We start from the raw sequence: 19,652 nt of genomic DNA, 5'->3' as shown, positions 1-19,652 counted from the left end.
ACCCCCCACCCCACCCCCGCAACCAGCGAGAACAAATGCGAAGACCAACCCGCAGGAAGGAGCAGAAGAGAAAGCGCAAGGGGGGAGGAAAGGGAACCCAGAAAAGGAACAACACCCGAGCCGCGAAGCAACGACCCCACAGCACGACCACACCACAACCGAAGCCCGAGAGCCGCAGGCAAGAAACCCCCAGCCAGCCAAGCAAAGCGCAGGCAAGATGCCCTTGGCAGCTGGTCGGAACCCAGTCCGGGAACCGGTTTAACACGAGGAGCCCAACCCCGAGCGACCACCGCACCGTGGGGGGCGTGGGGGGTTCGACCCCCAGCACAATGACGAAGGAGGCCCCAATCTGCGCGTTCCGCAGACAGGGGCCTCCCACCTCTGTAGTCCCGACGGGATTTGAACCCGCGCTACCGCCTTGAGAGGGCGGCGTCCTAGGCCGCTAGACGACGGGACCGCGTTCGAGTGATCACCGAAGTGATCTGCTCGCTGGGGTACCAGGACTCGAACCTAGACTAACTGAACCAGAATCAGTCGTGCTGCCGATTACACCATACCCCATGGTGCTGAACGGCCAGTTGTCCCGAATTCCGATCTCCGCCGGGGAGTTCGGCCTCCGGACTTCTGTCCGTCGCGTTGGTGAATATATTAGACCACCCGTTGAGGGACCTTTCCAGCACCCCCCTCTTCGGAGGTTCTCGCAGGTGGCGGACTGGTTCAGGGAGTCTGGCCGACGAGGTCGGCGAACTCGGGTGCGGCGATCTCGGTGACGAGCAGTTCGGGGAGTTCGCGGAGGCTCGTGATGGTGGCGACGGGATGTTCGGCGGAACCGAGGGACGCGGGGACCTGGTCCCGGTTGAGCCAGATGCCGCTGAGTCCGGCGCGGGCGGCTCCTTGGGCGTCGGTGGTGAGCCTGTCACCGACGTGGGCGACTTCGTGGGCTTGGAGGCCGAGTCGTTCACAAGCGGTGTGGAAGATCCGCGGGTCCGGTTTGGCGACACCGATCTCGCCGGAGATGACGACGACGTCGAAGGCGTCGGCGAGCCCGACGGCGGCGAGCTTCTTGCGCTGGTACGCGCTGGGGGCGTTGGTGACGGCGGCGAGGCGGAGTCCGCTGGCGCGCATCCAGTCGAGGCAGTCGAGGGCGTCGTCGAAGAGCCCCCAGGCGCGTTGCATGGCTTCCATGCGCTGGTTCTCGCGGCGCTGGGCTTCGGCGTAGTCGATGTGCTCGCCGAAGGCGGCGAAGAAGGCGCGAGTGCGTTCGACGCACATGACGTCGAAGGGGAGCTGGGCGTTGACGAATCGCGCGTAGTACCGGTCGGTGGTGCGTTCCCACACGGGCCATGCCCGGTCGGTGCCGAGGAGTTCTCTGAGGGAGCTGCGCGCCGCGCTCTGGCTGTCGAGCAAGGTGTCGTCGAGGTCGAGGCAGACGGCCTTGATCTGAGCGGGATTGCGGGGATTCGATTCGTCAGCCGCGGATGTCACCCCGAGAGGCTAGGCGTTCACGCACCGCGTCCGACTCTGCCAACCTAGTGAAGTCTGCTGTGGGCCTGGGAACATTGTGCAACCAACGGTCACTTCCGGCCCGTCCCAGCAGTTGGGCTCTGCGGAGTTCCGGGCGATCTCGCAGGTGAGACGACGCCGCCGCGACGAGGGTGCGTCGCGGCGGCGTGTTCGGCAGCGCGCTCAGCCCAGGGCCTTGCGGAGCCTCGCCAGGGAGACGTCGCGGCCGAGCAGTTCCATCGACTCGTACAGCGGCGGCGACACGGTGCGGCCGGTGATGGCGACGCGGACCGGGGCGAACGCCTTGCGCGGCTTGATGCCCAGGCCGTCGACGACGGAGACCTTGAGGGCCTCCTCGATGGCAGCGGTGGTCCATTCCGGCAGCTCGTCGAGCGAGCCGATCGCGGCTCGCAGGACGGGCTGCGCGTCTTCGCCGAGGGCCTTCTGCGCGGAGGCCTCTTCGGGCTGGAAGTCGTCGTCGGCGAACAGGAAGGCCATCATGCCGACGGCGTCGGAGAGCACGATGAGCCGTTCCTGCACGAGCGGCGCCGCGGCGCGCACGGTCGCCAGCTGCGACTCGGTGGGTTCCGCGGGCAGCACTCCGCCGTTGATGAGGTAGGGCACGATGCGCTCGACGAAGTCGTCGGGCGCCAGGGCGCGCAAGTGCGCGGAGTTGATGGCGTCGGCCTTCTTCTGGTCGAAGCGGGCCGGGTTGGAGCTGACGCGTCCGATGTCGAACGCCTCGACCATCTCCTCGAGGGTGAACACGTCGCGGTCCTCGGAGATCGACCAGCCCAGCAGCGCGAGGTAGTTGAGCAGTCCTTCGGGCAGGAAGCCCCGATCGCGGTGGTGGAACAGGTCGGACTGGGGGTCCCGCTTGGACAGCTTCTTGTTGCCCTCGCCCACGACGAACGGGAGGTGGCCGAACTCGGGCGTGGAGTCGGTGACGCCGATGCGCTGCAGCGCTTCGTGGAGCGCGATCTGGCGCGGCGTGGACGACAGCAGGTCTTCGCCGCGCAGGACGTGGCTGATCTGCATGAGCGCGTCGTCGACGGGGTTGGTGAGCGTGTAGAGCGGGTCTCCGTTGCCGCGCACGAGCACCGGGTCGGGGATGCTGCCTTCGGGGAAGGTGATGTCGCCGCGCACGAGGTCGGTGAAGGTGATGTCGCGCGCGGGCATCTTCAGCCGCAGCACCGGCGTGCGGCCTTCGGCCTTGTACGCCTCGCGCTGCTCGTCGGTGAGGTCGCGGTCGAAGTTGTCGTAGCCGAGCTTGGGGTCGCGTCCGGCGGCCTTGTGGCGGGCTTCGACCTCTTCGGGGCTGGAGTACGCCTCGTAGAGCTCACCGGCGGCCAGCAGGCGCTGGGCGATGTCGGCGTAGATGTCGCGCCGCTCGCTCTGCCGGTAGGGGCCGTGGTCGCCGCCGACTCCGGGGCCTTCGTCCCAGTCGAGGCCCAGCCAGCGCAGCGCGTCGAGCAGCGCCTGGTAGGACTCCTCGCTGTCGCGGGCGGAGTCGGTGTCCTCGATGCGGAACACCAGCTCGCCCTTGTTGTGCCGGGCGAACGCCCAGTTGTAGAGGGCGGTGCGGATCAGGCCGACGTGCGGGGTTCCGGTCGGCGACGGGCAGAACCGGGCACGAACCGGGCTGGCCGTCCCCCTGTTCACTGCCTCGTCCTGGGCTGCGTCTTTGCTGGCTTCTGGCGTGCTCATAACGGATTCAGCGTAGCCAGTGCTCGCGCGCGCTTGACGGCCGCATCCGGTAGGTGCATCCTGAGTTTATTCAACAGTTGTTGAAAACACTGGAGGGGATCGCAATGGAGCGCACCACCTGCGTCGTCGTCGGCGGCGGACCCGCCGGCATGGTTCTCGGCCTGCTGCTCGCCCGAGCAGGCGTCGAGGTCACCGTCCTGGAGAAGCACGGCGACTTCCTGCGCGACTTCCGCGGTGACACGGTGCACCCCACGACCCTGCAGCTGCTCGACGACCTGGGCCTGGCCGACCGCTTCGCCCGCATCCCGCAGAGCCGGATCAGCAAGGTCCAGCTACCCCTCGGCCCGGACGGTGAGCTGTTCACGATGGGCGACTTCTCGCTGCTGCCCATCAAGCACAACTACATCGCGATGGTTCCGCAGTGGGACCTGCTGGACATGCTCGCCGACGAGGGCAAGTCCGAACCGGGGTTCGCACTGCGGATGAACACCGAGGCCACCGAGCTGATCCGGGAGGGCGGCCGGGTTCGCGGCGTGCGCTACCGCACCGACACGGGGCAGACCGGTGAACTGCGCGCCACCATCACCGTGGCCTGCGACGGCCGCAAGTCGTTCGTGCGGGGCATGCCGGAGCTCCGGCTGCGGGACTTCCCCACCCCGATGGACGTCCGCTGGTTCCGGGTGCCGCGCCGGGAGGGCGACCCGGAGGGCCTGGTCGGGCTGCTGCGCAAGCGCGCCTTCCAGGTGCTCATCGACCGGCGGGACTACTTCCAGGTCGCCTCGATCATCCACAAGGGCTCCGACACCGCGGGCCGCTCCAAACCGATCGAGGACTTCAACGCGCAGCTCAGGCGGGAGATCCCGTGGCTGGGAGATCGGGAGCTGGTGCGCTCGTGGGACGACGTGAAGCTGCTGCACGTGACGCTGGACCGGCTGCGCAAGTGGCACGTGCCGGGGCTGCTGTGCATCGGCGACTCCGCGCACGCGATGTCCCCGGTCGGCGGCATCGGCATCAACCTCGCGGTGCAGGACGCGGTCGCGGCCGCCCGCCACCTCGCGGGACCGCTGCGCGAAGGCCGTCTGCGGCGCGAGCACGTGGCGGCCGTCCAGCGGCGCCGCTGGCTCACCACGGTGCTGATCCAGGGCTTCCAGCGCATGATCCACGAGAACGTGGTGGGGCCCGCCCTGCGCGGCGAGATCGACCTCGGCGACTCCGCGAGGCTGCCGCTCCCGGTCCGCGCGGTCTCGCGGCTGCCGTTCCTCCGCCGCATCCCGCCGTACCTGCTCGCCTACGGCGCGATCAAGGAGAGGCCCCCGCAGGAGGCGCTGCGGCGGCAGTGAGCGGTCCTGGTTCGGCGAGGAACGCGGAAGGCGGGCAGCTCAACCCAGGACCGCCCGCCTTCACCCCCACGAACGCGTCAGGCGTTCTGAACGGGATTCGTCAGGGCGCCGAGGCCGTCGATGGCGACCGTGACCTTCTGACCGTCGGTCATCGGGCCGACTCCCGCCGGAGTGCCGGTGAGGATGACGTCCCCGGGCAGCAGCGTCATGATCCGCGAGACCCACGAGACCAGGCCGCCGATGCCGTGCACCAGCTGCGAGGTGCGGCCGTCCTGCTTGACCTCACCGTCCAGGTCGGTGCGGATGGACAGGTCCGACGGATCGATCTCGGTGTCGATCCACGGGCCCAGCGGGCAGAACGTGTCGTAGCCCTTGGCGCGCGTCCACTGCCCGTCGGCCTCCTGCTGGTCGCGGGCGGTGACGTCGTTGGCGATCGTGTAGCCGAGCAGGACCTCGGTGCCGCGCGCCTCCGGGACGTCCTTGCAGGGCTGGCCGATGATCGCGGCCAGCTCGCCCTCGAAGTCCACCCGCTCGGAGTTCGGCGGCAGCTTGATCGGCGAGTTCGGGCCGATCACCGACGTCGACGGCTTCATGAAGATCAGCGGGTTCTCGGGCGCTTCGCCGCCCATCTCGCGCGCGTGCTCGGCGTAGTTCTTGCCCACGCAGATCACCTTGCTCGGCAGGATCGGCGCCAGCAGGCGCACGTCCGCCATCGGCCACTTCCGGCCGGTGTAGGTGGGCGAGCCGAACGGGTGCTGGTCGATCTCGACCGCCACGACCTTCTCCCGCGGCGCCGCCGGATCCGGCTCCAGCGCGACGAAAGAAACCCCGTCAGAGTGGGCGATACGAGCCAACCGCAAGACAACCTCCGCAAGATCTGCTGTGGACTCATCCAAACATAGGAGGTGGTCGCTTCGCTTAGCGGTGCGGGTGGCGGAACTGAGGCGGCCCTCCTGCTCCGGGCGCGCCGACTCGTGCAAACCGACCACACCACGCCGACACGTCCTCGCAGGAGGACCACCTCAGAACCCGCGGCGGCGCGAGCTGCTCAGGCGGTGAGAAGAAGCGGCTACGCCGCTCCAGCACGAGGTTGCCGTCACATCGCGGCGCAGGCCTTGTAGATGAGTGCGTCGCAGAGCGCGATCCAGCTCGCCTCGACGATGTTGGCGTGCACGCCCACGGTGGTCCACTCGTGCTCGCCGTCGCGGGACTCGACCAGCACCCGGGTGACGGCGTCGGTGCCCGGCTCGTCGACGAGGATGCGGACCTTGTAGTCGGTCAGCTCCACCGATTCCAGCCAAGGCAGGTGTGGCACGAGGGCCTTGCGGAGCGCGGCGTCGAGGGCGTTGACGGGACCGTTGCCCTCCGCCGTGGCGATCACCCGCTCGCCCGACACGCTGACCCGCACGGTCGCCTCGGACACGACCTCGCCGTCGTCGCGGTGATCGAGGAGCACCCGGTACGACTCGAGCTCGAACGGTGTTTCGAGCTCGGAACCCGTCATCTCCCGGCGCAGCAACAACTCCAGCGAGGCGTCGGCGGCTTCGAAGGACCAACCCCGCGCTTCGAGCTCCTTGACTTGCCGCACCGCTCCCCCGACGGCCTCCGGCGAGAGCTCCAGGCCGAGTTCGGCGCCCTTGAGCTCCAGGCTGGCACGACCGGCCATCTCGGTCACCAGCACCCGCATCCCGTTGCCGACCGCGGCCGGGTCGAGGTGGTTGTAGAGCTCGGGGTCCACTTTGATCGCACTGGCGTGCAACCCGGCCTTGTGCGCGAACGCGGACTGCCCCACGTAAGCCTGGTGGGTGTCGGGCGCCAGGTTGGCGATTTCGGCCAGAGCGTGCGAAACCCGCGTCAGCTCGGGCATCTTCCCCTCCGGCAGCACCGGAATGTCGAGCTTCATGCCCAGATTTCCCAGAACTGCGAACAGATCCGCGTTGCCCGCGCGTTCGCCGTAGCCGTTGGCGGTGCACTGCACGTGCGTGGCACCGGCCTGCACCGCCGCGACGCTGTTGGCGACGGCGCAGCCGGTGTCGTCCTGGCAGTGGATGCCGACGCGGACCCCGGTGCGCGCGATGACCTCCCGCACCGTGTCGGCCAGCTGCAACGGGAGCTGGCCGCCGTTGGTGTCGCACAGCACGACGACGTCGGCGCCTGCGCCCGCTGCGGCGTCGAGCACGCGGAGCGAGGTGTCGGGATCGAAGGCGTACCCGTCGAAGAAGTGCTCGGCGTCGAGGAAAACGCGCCTGCCGTGGTCGACGAGGTGGCGGACGGTGTCGGCGATCATCGCGCAGTTCTCCGCGACGTCGACGCGCAGCGCTCGTTCGATGTGCCTGCGGTCCGATTTGGCCACCAACGTCACCACCGGAGCGCGAGACCCCAGCAGTGCGGCAACTTGACGATCTTCGTCCACTTTGGAGCCCGCGCGGCGAGTGGAGCCGAACGCCACGAGCGCGGCGTGGTCGAGCGCGAGTTCCCCTTGCGCCGCGCGTTGGAAGAACTCGGTGTCCTTGGGAAGCGCTCCGGGCCAACCGCCTTCGATGAACCCGACCCCGAGTCCGTCCAGCAAGCGCGCGACGGCCAGCTTGTCGGTGACCGAGTACGAGATCCCCTCGCGCTGCGCGCCGTCCCGCAGCGTCGTGTCGTAGACGTGGAAGTCGTCGCCCAGGGGCGTGCCGGCCGGCTTGGTGCGGGTCACTGGATTGTCTCCCGTCGGATCGATCGGTTCGTCGTGGCTCTTGACGCAGGCAACAAAAAAGACCCCCCGCGAATGCGAGAGGTCAGCGCGCCGGGAAGCGGAGATGTTTACCCGACGCGCTCGCCAATAATGATCACACTGCGGAAGGCCACGACCCCATGCTGCACACCTCACCCGCCGATGTCCACCGAACGCGGCGGAGTTCTCACGATCCGGAAAAGACGATGGGCGCCTCCCCCGGGGAGGAGACGCCCATCGTGAAGGCTGATCTTTTCCGATCGATCGCGGCGATCAGGGCTGCGGCGCGACCTCGCGGGAGGACACCAGCGCGGCCAGCCGGTCGCCGATGGCGAACGTGGCACCCGGCGACGAGTGGTCGCGGGTCGCCAGGTCGAAGGCCACCGAGGCCTCGACTCGCTTGGCCGCCTCGGTCAGCCCGACGTGGTCGAGCAGCATCGCGATCGACAGCACGGCGGCGGTCGGGTCGGCCACGCCCTGCCCGGCGATGTCCGGGGCGCTGCCGTGCACCGGCTCGAACATGCTCGGGTTGCGGCGGGTGGCGTCGATGTTGCCGCTGGCAGCCAGGCCGATGCCGCCGGTGATCGCACCCGAGAGGTCGGTGATGATGTCGCCGAAGAGGTTGTCGGTGACGATCACGTCGAACCGGCTCGGGTCGGTGACCATGTGGATCGTGGTGGCGTCGACGTGCTGGTAGGCCACGGTGACGTCCGGGTACTGCAGCGAGACCTCTTCGACGACGCGCGACCACAGCGAACCGGCGTGGGTGAGCACGTTGGTCTTGTGCACCAGGGTCAGGTGCTTGCGCGGCCGCGAGGCGGCGCGGGCGAACGCGTCGCGCACGACCCGCTCGACGCCGAACGCGGTGTTGATGCTGACCTCGGTGGCGATCTCGTGGGTGGTGTCCTTGCGCAGCAGGCCGCCGTTGCCCGCGTACAGGCCCTCGGTGCCCTCGCGCACGACGACCATGTCGATCTCACCCGGGTCGGCCACCGGGCTCTTGACGCCCGGGTACAGCCGCGCGGGGCGCAGGTTCACGTGGTGGTCGAGTTCGAAGCGCAGCCGCAGCAGCAAACCGCGTTCCAGGATGCCGCTGGGCACCGATGGGTCGCCGACCGCGCCGAGCAGGATCGCGTCGTGCTGGCGGAGCTCACCGAGCACGGACTCGGGGAGCAGCTCCCCCGTCGCGTGCCAGCGAGCGGCTCCGAGGTCGTAACGGGTGATCTCGGTATCCGGCACCACCTCGCCGAGCACCTTGAGTGCCTCGGCAACGACCTCCGGCCCGATCCCGTCGCCGGGGATCACAGCGAGCCGCATCTACACACCTCCCGAGAACCACCCCGACTGCGGGGCTCGAACTGTTGAGCCGAAGGCTACCGGCATGGTCGCGCCGAGCGGCACGCCGGGCCCACCAAGTGGATGATAAGTCCCGGACTGTGGGACGCCCATACGAGTGACGCACTGTTTCGGTCCAGGTACGCGCGAGGGGCCGTCCCACGGGATGGAACGACCCCTTCTCACGCTTTCGAGCTATTCAGCGTTCGAGCTCGTCGTCGAGCACCTACTCAGCGACACCTCGTTGCGGAATCACTCAAAGCTGACGGTGCGCACGATGCGAGCACCCACTGCAGCGCCGATCGGCTCCAGCACGCCCTGCTCGACCGGACGGTCCACGCGCAGCAGCATGATCGCCTCGGAACGCTCGGTGGTCTGGCTGACCGTCGCGGCCTCGATGTTCACGCCGACCTCGCCCAGCAGCGTGCCGACCTTGCCCATCACGCCCGGGCGGTCCGGGTACTCCAGCAGCAGCACGTTGCCCTCGGCCCGCAGGTCGAAGTGCCGACCGTTGACCTCGACCAGCTTCTCCACCTGGTTCGGACCCGACAGCGCACCGGAGACCACCGAGGTGCTGCCGTCGGCCAGGTGCGCGCGCAGCGACACGACGCTGCGGTGGTTCGGGCTCTCCGAGGTCGTCTTGACCTCGACCTGAACACCCAGCTCCTCGGCCAGCTGCGGGGCGTTGACGAAGGTCACCTGGCTCTCGACCGCACCGGCGAACACACCGCGCAGCGCCGCGAGCTGCAGCACCGAGACGTCCTCGTCGGCCAGCTCGCCGCGAGCCTCGATGGTCACCGAGCTCGGGGTCGCGCCCTGCAGCGCGGCCAGCAGCTGACCCAGCTTCTGGGTCAGCGACAGGTACGGGCGGACCTCCTCGCCGACCGCACCGCCCTGGACGTTGACCGCGTCCGGCACGAAGTCGCCGCGCAGCGCCAGCCGGACCGACTTGGCCACGTCGGTGCCCGCGCGGTCCTGGGCCTCGGCGGTGGAGGCGCCCAGGTGCGGGGTCACCACGACGTTGTCCAGCGCGAACAGCGGGCTGTCGGTGATCGGCTCGGACTTGAACACGTCGATGCCCGCACCGGCGATGGTGCCGTTGCGCAGCGCGTCGGCCAGCGCCTCCTCGTCGACCAGGCCGCCGCGAGCGGCGTTGATGATGACGAGGTTCGGCTTGGCCTTCTTGAGCTCCTCGGCACCGATCAGGCCGAGGGTCTCAGCGGTCTTCGGGAGGTGGATCGACAGCGCGTCGGCGCGGCTGAGCAGCTCCTCGAGCGAGACCAGCTCGATGCCCAGCTGCGCGGCGCGAGCCGGCGACACGTAGGGGTCGTAAGCGATGAGCTTGGTGCCGAAGGCGGCGACGCGGGCGGCGAACAGCTGCCCGATCTTGCCCAGGCCGACGACACCGACGGTCTTGCCGTTGAGCTCGACGCCGCCGTAGGAGCTGCGCTTCCAGGCGCCGCCCTTCAGGCTCGCGTCGGCCTGCGGCACGTTGCGGACCACCGAGAGCAGCAGCGCCATGGCGTGCTCGGCGGCGGAGACGATGTTGGAGGTGGGGGCGTTGACCACCATCACGCCGCGCTCGGTGGCGGCGGGCACCTCGACGTTGTCGAGACCGACGCCTGCGCGGGCGACGACCTTGAGGTTCTTGGCCGCCGACAGGACTTCGGCATCGACCTTGGTTGCGGAGCGGACCAGCAGCGCATCGGCGTCGGCGACAGCGTCGAGCAGCGCCGGACGGTCGGTGCCGTCCACGTTGCGGATCTCGACCTCTTCGCCGAGGGCGTCGATCACGGACGGGGCCAACTTCTCGGCGAGAAGAACGACAGGACGGCTTGCGTTGGTCACGGGCGAACTCCAAGCTGGAAGATCACGATCGGCACGACGATGTGCCCGGACGGGGGAAGTTTAACGGGAGATTGAGAAAGCATTCACAAGGGTGTAGCTCGGATCACCGCTGGATCGAACACGTCCGCAAGGCCCGCTCTTCCAGCATTCTCGCAGATCACAACACGTGCAAGGGACGTTCGTTCCAGAGTGCGGGAGAGATCGCCACCCGAACGGGCCCACGCCGCCCACGCCGACGGCATCAGGCCCGAACGGCGGCTGGGCTTCACGGTTCGTCGAATTCGCCGTCCTTGGCGCCCGCGACGAACGCGTCCCATTCCTCGGGGGTGAAAACGAGAACGGGACCTTCCGGATCCGCCCCGTTCCGCATCCCCACATAACCGTCGACGAACGCGATCTCGACGCCCGGTTCATCCGGATCATCCGTGCTCGTGATCCACTCCGCGACTGAGAAGTCCAGTTTGTCGCGGACGTGCGCTTTGTCGTCGACGATCTCGTTCTCTGCACTCACGATGCGTACCGTATCCCTCACTCATAGCGATATCCCGTTGTGGGAGACCCGCCCGGCGGAAACCTACCCACCACCGCCGAAACACGCGAGGCCCGGTGAAACCTCGTTCGAGAGGTTCCACCGGGCCAGGCGGGTCAACGTTGCCGAGGGCTCCGAAGAGCTCGGGAATCAGCTCACTCGTTGGTCCAGGACATCAGCGAGCGCAGCTTCTTGCCGACCTCTTCGATCTGGTGGGCGTTGCCCTCGGCCTGCAGCTTGGTGAAGTTCGGGCGGCCGGCCTCGTCCTCGGCCACCCACTCCTTGGCGAAGGTGCCGTCCTGGATCTCACCGAGCACCTTGCGCATCGAGTCCTTGACGTGCGAGTCGATGACGCGCGGGCCGCGGGTGAGGTCACCGTACTCGGCGGTGTCCGAGCAGGAGTAGCGCTGACCGGCGATGCCGCCCTCCCACATCAGGTCCACGATCAGCTTGAGCTCGTGCAGGACCTCGAAGTAGGCGATCTCCGGCTGGTAACCGGCCTCGACCAGCACCTCGAACCCGTTCTGGACCAGCGCGGAGGCACCACCGCAGAGAACGGCCTGCTCACCGAACAGGTCGGTCTCGGTCTCCTCCTTGAAGGTGGTCTTGATGACGCCGGCGCGGGCACCGCCGATGGCGGCGGCGTAGGACAGCGCCAGGGCCTGGCCGTTGCCCGAGGCGTCCTGCTCGACGGCGATCAGGCACGGCACGCCCTTGCCGTCGACGAACTGGCGGCGGACCAGGTGACCGGGCCCCTTCGGGGCGACCATCGCGACGTCGACGTCGGCCGGCGGCTGGATCAGGCCGTAGCGGATGTTGAAGCCGTGGCCGAAGAACAGCGCGTCACCCTGCTCGAGGTTCGGGGCGACGTCGTTGGCGTAGATCTCGCGCTGCTTGGTGTCGGGCGCCAAGATCATGATCAGGTCGGCCTCGGCGGACGCCTCGGACGGGGTGAGGACCTTCAGGCCCTCCTCCTCGGCCTTGGCGCGGGACTTGGAACCCTCCGGCAGACCGATCCGCACGTCCACGCCCGAGTCCCGCAGGCTCAGCGCGTGGGCGTGCCCCTGGCTGCCGTAGCCGATGACGGCGACCTTGCGGCCCTGCACGATGCCGAGGTCCGCGTCCGCGTCGTAGAAGATTTCAACTGCCATGGTGATTCAGCGTTTCCTTTCGGGACTTCATCGGTTGTCGGCCGTGGCTGGCAACCGCTAGCTCGTGGGCCTGTTGGGCCTGTGGCGGGGTAGCCGGTCGTCAGCGCACTGCGGTGGCCGTGATGGAGCGGGGGCCACGCCCGATCGCGATCGTTCCCGACTGCACCATCTCGCGGACGCCGTAGGGTTCCAGCATTCGCAGCAACGCGTCGAGCTTATCGGCGGTGCCGGTGGCCTCGATGGTCAGCGCCTCCGGCGAGACGTCCACCACCTTGGCGCGGAACAGCTGCACGGTCTCCAGGACCTGGCTGCGCACCGAGGAGTCGGCGCGCACCTTGACCAGCAGCAGCTCGCGCTGCACCGCGGCGTCGTCCTCCAGCTCCACGATCTTGATCACGTTCACCAGCTTGTTGAGCTGCTTGGTGACCTGCTCCAGCGGCTGGTCGCTGACGGCGACCACGATCGTCATCCGGGAGATCTCCGGGTGCTCGGTCGGGCCGACCGCGAGCGACTCGATGTTGAAGCTGCGGCGGGAGAACAGGCCGGAGACCCGGGCGAGAACACCGGGAACGTTCTCCACCAGAACGCTCAGCGTATGCCTAGTCACGCTTCCAGCACCGCCTCTCCGCGATTCATGCGTTCGGTCACGTGTTGCTCAATCACTCGTTCCGAGGCTGATCGTGGACGGTTCCCGTCACCTTCCCCTGAGGTGCGGTCGAGCAGGACTCCTGCCGGCATGAGGTTGATCATGCTTCGTCCTCCTCGAACAGGGGGCGGATGCCGCGTGCCGCCATGATCTCGTCGTTGCCGGTGCCTGCCGCCACCATCGGCCACACCTGGGCGTCCTTGCCCACCACGAAGTCGATCACGACCGGTCGGTCGTTGATCTCCATAGCCCGCTGGATGACGCTGTCGACGTCCTCTTTGGACTCACACCGCAGGCCGGCGCACCCGTAGGCGTCGGCGAGCAGCTTGAAGTCCGGGATGCGGTGCTTGTGGGTGCCGAGGTCGCTGTGTGAGTAACGCTCGGCGTAAAACAGGTTCTGCCACTGCCGGACCATACCCAGGTTGCCGTTGTTGATGACGGCCACCTTGATGGGGATGTCCTCGATCGCGCAGGTCGCGAGCTCCTGGTTGGTCATCTGGAAGCAGCCGTCGCCGTCGATGGCCCACACGACCTTGTCCGGCACGCCGGCCTTGGCGCCCATGGCCGCGGGAACCGCGTAGCCCATAGTTCCCAGGCCACCGGAGTTCAGCCAGGAACGCGGGTTGTCGTAGCCGACGAACTGCGCGGCCCACATCTGGTGCTGACCCACGCCCGCCGCGTAGACCGCATCGGTGCCGGCGATCTCGCCCAGCCGCTCGATGACGTACTCCGGCGACAGGCTGCCGTCGCTGGGCTCGGTGTAACCGAGCGGGAACCGGCCGCGGATGTCGTCCAGCATCGCCCACCACGCCGTCAGGTCGGCGGTGCCGTCCTCGGCCTCGGCGGCCTCGAAGGCCTCGGTCAGCTCCGCGATGACGTCCTTGCAGTCACCGACGATCGGGACGTCGGCGTGGCGGTTCTTGGAGATCTCGGCGGGATCGATGTCGGCGTGCACGACCTTGGCGTCGGGCGCGAACGACGAGAGCTGACCGGTGACCCGGTCGTCGAACCGGGTGCCCAGGGCGATCAGCAGGTCGGAGCGCTGCATCGCGGCGACCGCGGCGACCGTGCCGTGCATGCCGGGCATGCCGAGGTGCTGCGGGTGCGAGTCCGGGAACGCGCCGCGCGCCATCAGCGTGGTGACCACCGGGATGCCCGTGCGCTCGGCCAGCTGCCGCAGCTCGGCGTGCGCCTCGGCCTTGATGACACCGCCACCGACGTAGAGCACCGGCTGCTTGGCCTCGACCACGAGCTTCGCGGCCTCGCGGACCTGCTTGCCGTGCGGCTTGCTGGTCGGCCGGTAGCCCGGCAGCTTCATCTCCGGCGGCCAGGAGAAGGACATGGTGGCCTGCTGGACGTCCTTGGGGATGTCGACCAGCACCGGGCCCGGGCGGCCGCTGGCGGCGATGTAGAACGCCTCGGCGATGATCCGCGGGATGTCCTCGGGGTCGGTGACCAGGAAGTTGTGCTTGGTGATCGGCAGCGTGATGCCGCAGATGTCAGCTTCTTGGAAGGCGTCGGTGCCGATCAGGCCGGTGGACTGCTGACCGGTGATCGCCACGACCGGGACGGAGTCCATGTGCGCGTCGGCGAGCGGGGTGACCAGGTTCGTCGCACCCGGCCCTGAGGTGGCCATGCACACACCGACCTTGCCGGTGGCCTGCGCGTATCCGGTCGCCGCGTGCCCGCCGCCCTGCTCGTGGCGGACCAGCACGTGCCGGACCTTCTCGGAGTCGAGCAAGGGGTCGTAGGACGGGAGGATGGTGCCACCCGGAATCCCGAAGACGACCTCGCAACCCACGGACTCCAGCGAGCGGACGAGTGCGTGCGCACCCGTCATCTTCACCGGAGCACCGCTGGGCGGCGCGGGCTTGGGTCGGCGTCCTGGCGGGGGCGCCGGGACCGGATTCTGCCTGGTATTGGCGCTGGTCATCGGGTCAACCTCGGTGGTTGGGAGTGGGACCGGACACGAAAAAACCCCCGCAGGCCACAAAGAGGCCCCACGAGGGTTGGCGCGTCGACGCTGCGAACTTCCTTAGGCGTCGACGCGCCAGGGAAGTACGAGAATGTCGTGCAGTCGCAGCATGGCCAGGACGGTAGTGGGACCGGTCGCGCCACGTCAAACGATTCGGGACGATCGTCCCGCATGGTGGGCACCCGTCCAGGCCGCCGCGATGCTTTCGTTCGCGATCTTCCCAGTTCAGCAATGCCGTCTCGGCGAGATTCGCGCCAGGTGTGATGCGCGCCGCTCCCCGGCTCCCAGCCGATGGGAGGCTCGGGCCCCGGTCGGGCGAGGTCGGCCAGGTGAGACCATCGAGGGGTGAGCGAGACACCCCAGGACGACGCCGCCGAACCGCAGAGCACCGAATCCGCGCACGCCGCGGAGCCGCGGAGCGCCGAGATCCCGGAGTCGCTGAACTTCCGGGTCCCCCGAGTGTCGCTGCTGGCCGTGCTCGCGGTCGCCGCCTGCGCGGTACCGCTGGCGACCACCACCGGTCCGGTGGGGCTGCTGGTCTTCCTGGTCCCGCTCGCACTGCTGTGGGCCGTGCTGCGGCCGGGTACCACCGTCGACGCCGAGCGGATCAGGACCCGCACCCTCGTCGGCGGGCGCACCCTGCGCTGGGAGTCGCTGAAGGGTCTGGCCATCACCAAGCAGTCCAAGGTCCGCGCCAGCACCACCGACGGCACCGAGGTCACGCTGCCCACCGTGCGCCCGCGCGACCTCCCCGCCATCTCCCTGGTCAGCCGCGGACACCTCCCGGACCCCACCGCGCGGTCCACCGACGAGGACTGACACCGAAGATCCCGACCCGTAATCTGGCCGACATGCGTGCTCGAGCACGGTGTTCGCAGGAGTAAGGTCGCAATCACCGCCACGCTTAGCGCCCACAAGGCGACGTCAGCGGGATGGGCCGTTCGCGTTGAAGCTCGCTGGCTCCGCACCCGGCCCAACCGCACAGAGCCTGGAATCGAAGAAGGTCCCCCAATGCCTCAGCTGCGTTCCCGAACCACGACTCACGGCCGGAATGCCGCCGGCGCCCGTTCGCTGTGGCGCGCCACCGGCATGACCGACGACGACTTCGGCAAGCCGATCGTCGCGATCGCCAACTCCTACACCCAGTTCGTGCCCGGTCACGTGCACCTGCGCGACCTCGGTGACGTCGTGGCCGAGACGGTTCGCGAGGCGGGCGGCGTGCCGCGCGAGTTCCACACCATCGCCGTCGACGACGGCATCGCCATGGGCCACAGCGGCATGCTCTACTCGCTGCCCTCGCGGGAGATCATCGCCGACTCGGTGGAGTACATGGTCAACGCGCACCAGGCCGACGCGCTGGTGTGCATCTCCAACTGCGACAAGATCACCCCGGGCATGCTCAACGCCGCGATGCGGCTGAACATCCCCACGGTGTTCGTCTCCGGTGGCCCGATGGAGGCCGGCAAGGCCGTCGTGGTCGAGGGCGTCGCGCACGCGCCGACCGACCTGATCACCACCATCTCGGCCTCGGCGAACTCGGCGATCGACGACGAGGGTCTGGCCGAGGTGGAGCGCTCCGCGTGCCCGACCTGCGGTTCGTGCTCGGGCATGTTCACCGCGAACTCGATGAACTGCCTGACCGAGGCGCTGGGACTGGCGCTGCCGGGCAACGGTTCGACGCTGGCCACCCACGCCGCGCGCCGCGAGCTCTTCCAGGAGGCCGGGCGCACGGTCGTCAACATCGCCAAGCGCTACTACCAGTCCGACGACGAGAGCGTCCTGCCGCGCTCGGTCGCCAACAAGCAGGCGTTCGAGAACGCCATGGCACTGGACATGGCGATGGGCGGTTCCACCAACACGGTGCTGCACACCCTCGCCGCCGCGCAGGAGGGCGAGATCGACTTCACCCTCGACGACATCGCCGAGATCAGCCGCAAGGTCCCGTGCCTGTCGAAGGTCGCGCCGAACTCCGACTACCACATGGAGGACGTGCACCGGGCTGGCGGCATCAGCGCGATCATGGGCGAGCTCGACCGCGCCGGTCTGCTGCACCGCGACGTCGCCTCGGTCCACAGCGAGAGCCTGACCGCGTGGCTGTCCACGTGGGACGTCCGCGGTGAATCGCCGTCGGAGAAGGCCCTGGAGATCTTCCACGCCGCGCCCGGCGGTGTGCGCACCACGAAGGCGTTCTCGACCGACAACCGCTGGTCGTCGCTGGACACCGACGCCGCCAACGGCTGCATTCGCGACGTCGAGCACGCCTACACCGTCGACGGCGGCCTGGCCGTGCTCAAGGGCAACCTCGCCGAGGAGGGCGCGGTCATCAAGGCGGCGGGCGTCGAGGAGGAGCTCTGGCACTTCCAGGGTCCGGCGCGGGTGCTGGAGAGCCAGGAGCAGGCGGTCTCGGCGATCCTGAACAAGGAGATCCAGCCCGGCGAGGTGCTGGTGATCCGCTACGAGGGCCCCGCAGGCGGCCCCGGCATGCAGGAGATGCTGCACCCGACCGCGTTCCTGAAGGGCTCCGGTCTGGGCAAGAAGTGCGCGCTGATCACCGACGGCCGGTTCTCCGGTGGTTCGTCGGGCCTGTCGGTCGGGCACATCTCGCCGGAGGCCGCGGGCGGCGGGCTCATCGGCCTGGTGGAGAACGGCGACCAGATCCTCATCGACGTCCACGAGCGCAAGCTGGAGCTGCTGGTCGACGAGCAGGTGCTGGCCGAGCGCCGCGCCAAGATGGAGGCCAGCGAGAACCCCTGGCACCCCGTCGGCCGCGAGCGCAAGGTCACCACAGCCCTCCGCGCCTACGCCAAGCTGGCCACCTCCGCCTCCTACGGAGCCGTGCGCGACGTGAACAAGTGAGCTGTGTGGTCGCGTGAGCCAAGTGGCGAAGCCACTTCCTCCTCGCCCCACCCGAGCAACCGGCACCGCCGCGGGTTCTGATCGGCTCTCCGGCGAGGACGGCCACTCCGCCGTGCACCGGACATGCATCAGGAGTGGCACCCGCAGTCCGCAGAGCCGCCCAGGTTCGGCCACCCGCACCGCTGAGCAAGACGACCGCATCGCTCTTTGAGGAAGTGAATCGGGCCCCGGCTCCTGGGTTGGAGCCGGGGCCCGATTTCGTCGGTGCACGCCTCAGGGACGGTGGAAGAGGATCAGAATCGCCGCGGCCGCGCCAGCCGCGACGATCAGGCCGAAGAGGCCGAATCCCAACGGACGGCGGAACCACACCCGCCCGTAGTCCAAGGCCACCCGGCCGGGGCCGGTGAACATCACGCCGAGACCGAGGGCACCGAGGATGGCATCCATCTCGAACCCGCCGTCCGCGTTGAAGAACCCGGCGCCCAGCTTGACGAACACCGCGCTGGCCATCAGACCCACCACGCCAGCCGCGGCGGCCGGTGTGAACAGGCCCAGGACCAGCAGCGCACCCGCACCGAGCTCGGTGCCGCCGGTGACCAGCGAGAGCGCGGCGCTCTGCTGGAAGCCCATGCCGGAGAGCACCTCCGCGAAGCCCTCCGGGCCCGGGCCGCCGAACGCGCCGAACAGCTTCTGCGCACCGTGCAGGAGGAAGACCCCTCCCAGCGCCAGGCGCAGGATCAGCAGGCCGAGGTCGGTTCCCGCGTTCCAGGCGAAGGGCTTGCGCTTCTTGCCGAGTTCCTCGGTGTAGCCGGAGTCTTCGCCGACGCCGCCCACCAGCGAGGTTGCTTCACCGTCGCTGTAGCCGTCGTCCTCGTCGTAGTAGTTGTGTTGGCGTGCGCCGAGGCTCTGCGTGCTCCTGGCCGCGCCTCGGGGCCGCTGGGCGTGCGCGCCGTAGCTGCGATCGTCGGGGGAGCCGCCCGCACCGCCGGGGCGATCGTCGTGGATGCTCACGCCGCAGGAGGTTAGGGCATCTTCACCTGGAAGTGCGACCCTTTGCGGTAAAACCTTCCCCACACGTGACAGGTTCGATACCGCAGCACTCCTCCCATGTGGAAAATGTCCTGATGGAGGACCCAGAATTCCGCGGGCCGAGGTTGCACCGATTCGATGTCTCCGCAGGTGGCGCACATCGCCTGGACATCGGTGAGGGCTGGCCGTCCCCTTCGTTCGCGCCGAGAGCGGTGCTCACCCTTCCCGAACTCGTCTCGGCGCCGGAATTGCTTCCTCTGGATTGCGCGGCCCAGGTGCTGAATTGGTCGCCGGAGCGCATCTCCTCCGGCACCACCGGTGAGCACGTGGCCGATGCCCTCGGGGTCCTCGACGACGCCGACGCGCCTGACTGCGTGGTCCTCGCCTGGTCGGGTGGCACTTCACTGGCCGTGGAGCTCGCCGCCCGCCACCCCGACCGGGTGCGCGGACTCCTGCTGCTGGCGGGCCCGGCCACGGCGGGAGCGGAAATGCTGCTGGCCAACATCGGCGTTCCCGAAGCGGTGCGCAGGCTGCTGGCAGCGGGCGGCTCAGCCTCGCTGCGCTTGACCGGTGACCTGCTCGAATCCATCAGCGCCCAACTGCCGGTCGGGGACTGGTCCGCCCGCCTGCTGCGCCAGGCCGGCCTGCTTCCGGACCGCGGCCACCGCGCCAGCACCACGGCCGCCCTGCGCAACCTGGTGCAGCACGACTGGCGCAGGCACGTCGAACTCGCTCTTGCCTGGAGCGCGTCGGTCCGCGACAGCCTGCCGCGCATCAGCTGCCCGGTCACCCTGCTGACCGGGCGCCACGACCCCCTCGGCGAACCGCTGACCACGGCGCGGCAGATCGGTTCCCTCCCGCAGGCCAGGGTGCGGTTGCTCGACGCTTCCCACTTCATCCCGCTGGAAGCCCCGGACACCGTCCGGGAGGAGTTGGCGCTGCTGCTGCGCCGGGTCGAGGCCGTCGAATGCGCACGCCGCGGCATCGACCCACCACCCCCGCCGGTCCGCCGCATCC

16 protein-coding genes and 2 tRNA genes are annotated in these 19,652 nt (G+C 68.9%); 4 read left to right on the top strand and 14 right to left on the bottom strand.

What is annotated here, in order from left to right:
* Nucleotides 1-384 precede the first annotated feature (384 nt).
* The 4 genes from E1161_RS26470 to gltX all read right to left on the bottom strand — a co-directional run bounded on the left by E1161_RS26470 (nucleotide 385) and on the right by gltX (nucleotide 3,210).
* Nucleotides 385-457: transfer RNA gene (locus tag E1161_RS26470), tRNA-Glu, on the bottom strand.
* A gap of 32 nt (nucleotides 458-489) precedes the next feature.
* Nucleotides 490-561: transfer RNA gene (locus tag E1161_RS26465), tRNA-Gln, on the bottom strand.
* A gap of 156 nt (nucleotides 562-717) precedes the next feature.
* Complete coding sequence (locus E1161_RS26460) at nucleotides 718-1,485, bottom strand: HAD family hydrolase (RefSeq protein WP_132627463.1); 768 nt, start codon at nucleotides 1,483-1,485, stop codon at nucleotides 718-720.
* A 201-nt stretch (nucleotides 1,486-1,686) separates the two neighbouring features.
* The gene (gene gltX, locus E1161_RS26455; RefSeq protein ID WP_132627462.1) at nucleotides 1,687-3,210 is read right to left on the bottom strand and encodes a glutamate--tRNA ligase; all 1,524 of its coding nucleotides are present in this window, start codon (nucleotides 3,208-3,210) and stop codon (nucleotides 1,687-1,689) included.
* Nucleotides 3,211-3,314: 104 nt separating this feature from the next.
* On the opposite strand from gltX, the gene E1161_RS26450 reads away from it, so the two are divergent.
* Complete coding sequence (locus E1161_RS26450; RefSeq protein ID WP_132627461.1) at nucleotides 3,315-4,550, top strand: FAD-dependent oxidoreductase; 1,236 nt, start codon at nucleotides 3,315-3,317, stop codon at nucleotides 4,548-4,550.
* A 77-nt stretch (nucleotides 4,551-4,627) separates the two neighbouring features.
* Here the strand turns inward: E1161_RS26450 and E1161_RS26445 are convergent, their stop codons facing one another.
* The 9 genes from E1161_RS26445 to E1161_RS26410 all read right to left on the bottom strand — a co-directional run bounded on the left by E1161_RS26445 (nucleotide 4,628) and on the right by E1161_RS26410 (nucleotide 14,708).
* The gene (locus E1161_RS26445) at nucleotides 4,628-5,410 is read right to left on the bottom strand and encodes a fumarylacetoacetate hydrolase family protein (RefSeq protein WP_132627460.1); all 783 of its coding nucleotides are present in this window, start codon (nucleotides 5,408-5,410) and stop codon (nucleotides 4,628-4,630) included.
* 236 nt (nucleotides 5,411-5,646) lie between these two features.
* Complete coding sequence (cimA, locus tag E1161_RS26440) at nucleotides 5,647-7,248, bottom strand: citramalate synthase (protein WP_132627459.1); 1,602 nt, start codon at nucleotides 7,246-7,248, stop codon at nucleotides 5,647-5,649.
* A gap of 291 nt (nucleotides 7,249-7,539) precedes the next feature.
* Complete coding sequence (locus E1161_RS26435) at nucleotides 7,540-8,583, bottom strand: 3-isopropylmalate dehydrogenase (protein WP_132627458.1); 1,044 nt, start codon at nucleotides 8,581-8,583, stop codon at nucleotides 7,540-7,542.
* Nucleotides 8,584-8,853: 270 nt separating this feature from the next.
* Nucleotides 8,854-10,449 (bottom strand): phosphoglycerate dehydrogenase, encoded by a 1,596-nt coding sequence (serA, locus tag E1161_RS26430; RefSeq protein WP_132627457.1) that lies wholly within the window; start codon nucleotides 10,447-10,449, stop codon nucleotides 8,854-8,856.
* A gap of 265 nt (nucleotides 10,450-10,714) precedes the next feature.
* Nucleotides 10,715-10,960: a DUF397 domain-containing protein gene (locus E1161_RS26425; RefSeq protein WP_132627456.1), complete on the bottom strand. Its 246-nt coding sequence runs from the start codon at nucleotides 10,958-10,960 to the stop codon at nucleotides 10,715-10,717.
* A gap of 173 nt (nucleotides 10,961-11,133) precedes the next feature.
* On the bottom strand, nucleotides 11,134-12,129 hold the full coding sequence (gene ilvC, locus E1161_RS26420) for a ketol-acid reductoisomerase (RefSeq protein WP_132627455.1): 996 nt from the start codon (nucleotides 12,127-12,129) through the stop codon (nucleotides 11,134-11,136).
* 100 nt (nucleotides 12,130-12,229) lie between these two features.
* Nucleotides 12,230-12,736 (bottom strand): acetolactate synthase small subunit, encoded by a 507-nt coding sequence (ilvN, locus tag E1161_RS26415; protein ID WP_093413489.1) that lies wholly within the window; start codon nucleotides 12,734-12,736, stop codon nucleotides 12,230-12,232.
* The gene (locus E1161_RS27445; RefSeq protein WP_165939953.1) at nucleotides 12,733-12,879 is read right to left on the bottom strand and encodes a hypothetical protein; all 147 of its coding nucleotides are present in this window, start codon (nucleotides 12,877-12,879) and stop codon (nucleotides 12,733-12,735) included. The genes ilvN and E1161_RS27445 overlap by 4 nt, the downstream gene beginning before the upstream one ends.
* Nucleotides 12,876-14,708, bottom strand: a complete 1,833-nt coding sequence (locus tag E1161_RS26410) for an acetolactate synthase large subunit (RefSeq protein ID WP_132627454.1) — start codon at nucleotides 14,706-14,708, stop codon at nucleotides 12,876-12,878. The genes E1161_RS27445 and E1161_RS26410 overlap by 4 nt, the downstream gene beginning before the upstream one ends.
* A 387-nt stretch (nucleotides 14,709-15,095) precedes the next feature.
* Here E1161_RS26410 and E1161_RS26405 point away from each other — a divergent pair, with 387 nt between their 5' ends.
* Nucleotides 15,096-15,569, top strand: a complete 474-nt coding sequence (locus tag E1161_RS26405; RefSeq protein ID WP_132627453.1) for a PH domain-containing protein — start codon at nucleotides 15,096-15,098, stop codon at nucleotides 15,567-15,569.
* A 192-nt stretch (nucleotides 15,570-15,761) separates the two neighbouring features.
* Nucleotides 15,762-17,606, top strand: coding sequence for a dihydroxy-acid dehydratase (gene ilvD, locus E1161_RS26400; protein WP_132627452.1), 1,845 nt, complete (start codon nucleotides 15,762-15,764; stop codon nucleotides 17,604-17,606).
* Between the two features lie 273 nt (nucleotides 17,607-17,879).
* Here ilvD and E1161_RS26395 read toward each other — a convergent pair whose 3' ends face one another.
* Nucleotides 17,880-18,617 (bottom strand): DoxX family protein, encoded by a 738-nt coding sequence (locus E1161_RS26395; RefSeq protein ID WP_132627451.1) that lies wholly within the window; start codon nucleotides 18,615-18,617, stop codon nucleotides 17,880-17,882.
* A 113-nt stretch (nucleotides 18,618-18,730) separates the two neighbouring features.
* Here E1161_RS26395 and E1161_RS26390 point away from each other — a divergent pair.
* A partial coding sequence (locus E1161_RS26390) for an alpha/beta fold hydrolase (RefSeq protein ID WP_132627450.1) occupies nucleotides 18,731-19,652 on the top strand: 922 nt, incomplete at its 3' end.

This window comes from Saccharopolyspora aridisoli (genome assembly GCF_004348445.1).
Classification (GTDB): Bacteria; Actinomycetota; Actinomycetes; order Mycobacteriales; family Pseudonocardiaceae; genus Saccharopolyspora; species Saccharopolyspora aridisoli.
Note: the sequence above shows the minus strand (reverse complement) of the source record. Positions and strands in the feature narration are given on the sequence as shown.

Bases quoted from the DNA above. Each gene is read 5' to 3' on its own strand.
- gltX (WP_132627462.1), bottom strand. From the start codon at position 3,210: ATGAGCACGCCAGAAGCCAGCAAAGACGCAGCCCAGGACGAGGCAGTG.
- E1161_RS26450 (WP_132627461.1), top strand. From the start codon at position 3,315: ATGGAGCGCACCACCTGCGTCGTCGTCGGCGGCGGACCCGCCGGCATG.
- E1161_RS26435 (WP_132627458.1), bottom strand. From the start codon at position 8,583: ATGCGGCTCGCTGTGATCCCCGGCGACGGGATCGGGCCGGAGGTCGTT.
- ilvC (WP_132627455.1), bottom strand. From the start codon at position 12,129: ATGGCAGTTGAAATCTTCTACGACGCGGACGCGGACCTCGGCATCGTG.
- E1161_RS27445 (WP_165939953.1), bottom strand. From the start codon at position 12,879: ATGATCAACCTCATGCCGGCAGGAGTCCTGCTCGACCGCACCTCAGGG.
- E1161_RS26410 (WP_132627454.1), bottom strand. From the start codon at position 14,708: ATGACCAGCGCCAATACCAGGCAGAATCCGGTCCCGGCGCCCCCGCCA.
- ilvD (WP_132627452.1), top strand. From the start codon at position 15,762: ATGCCTCAGCTGCGTTCCCGAACCACGACTCACGGCCGGAATGCCGCC.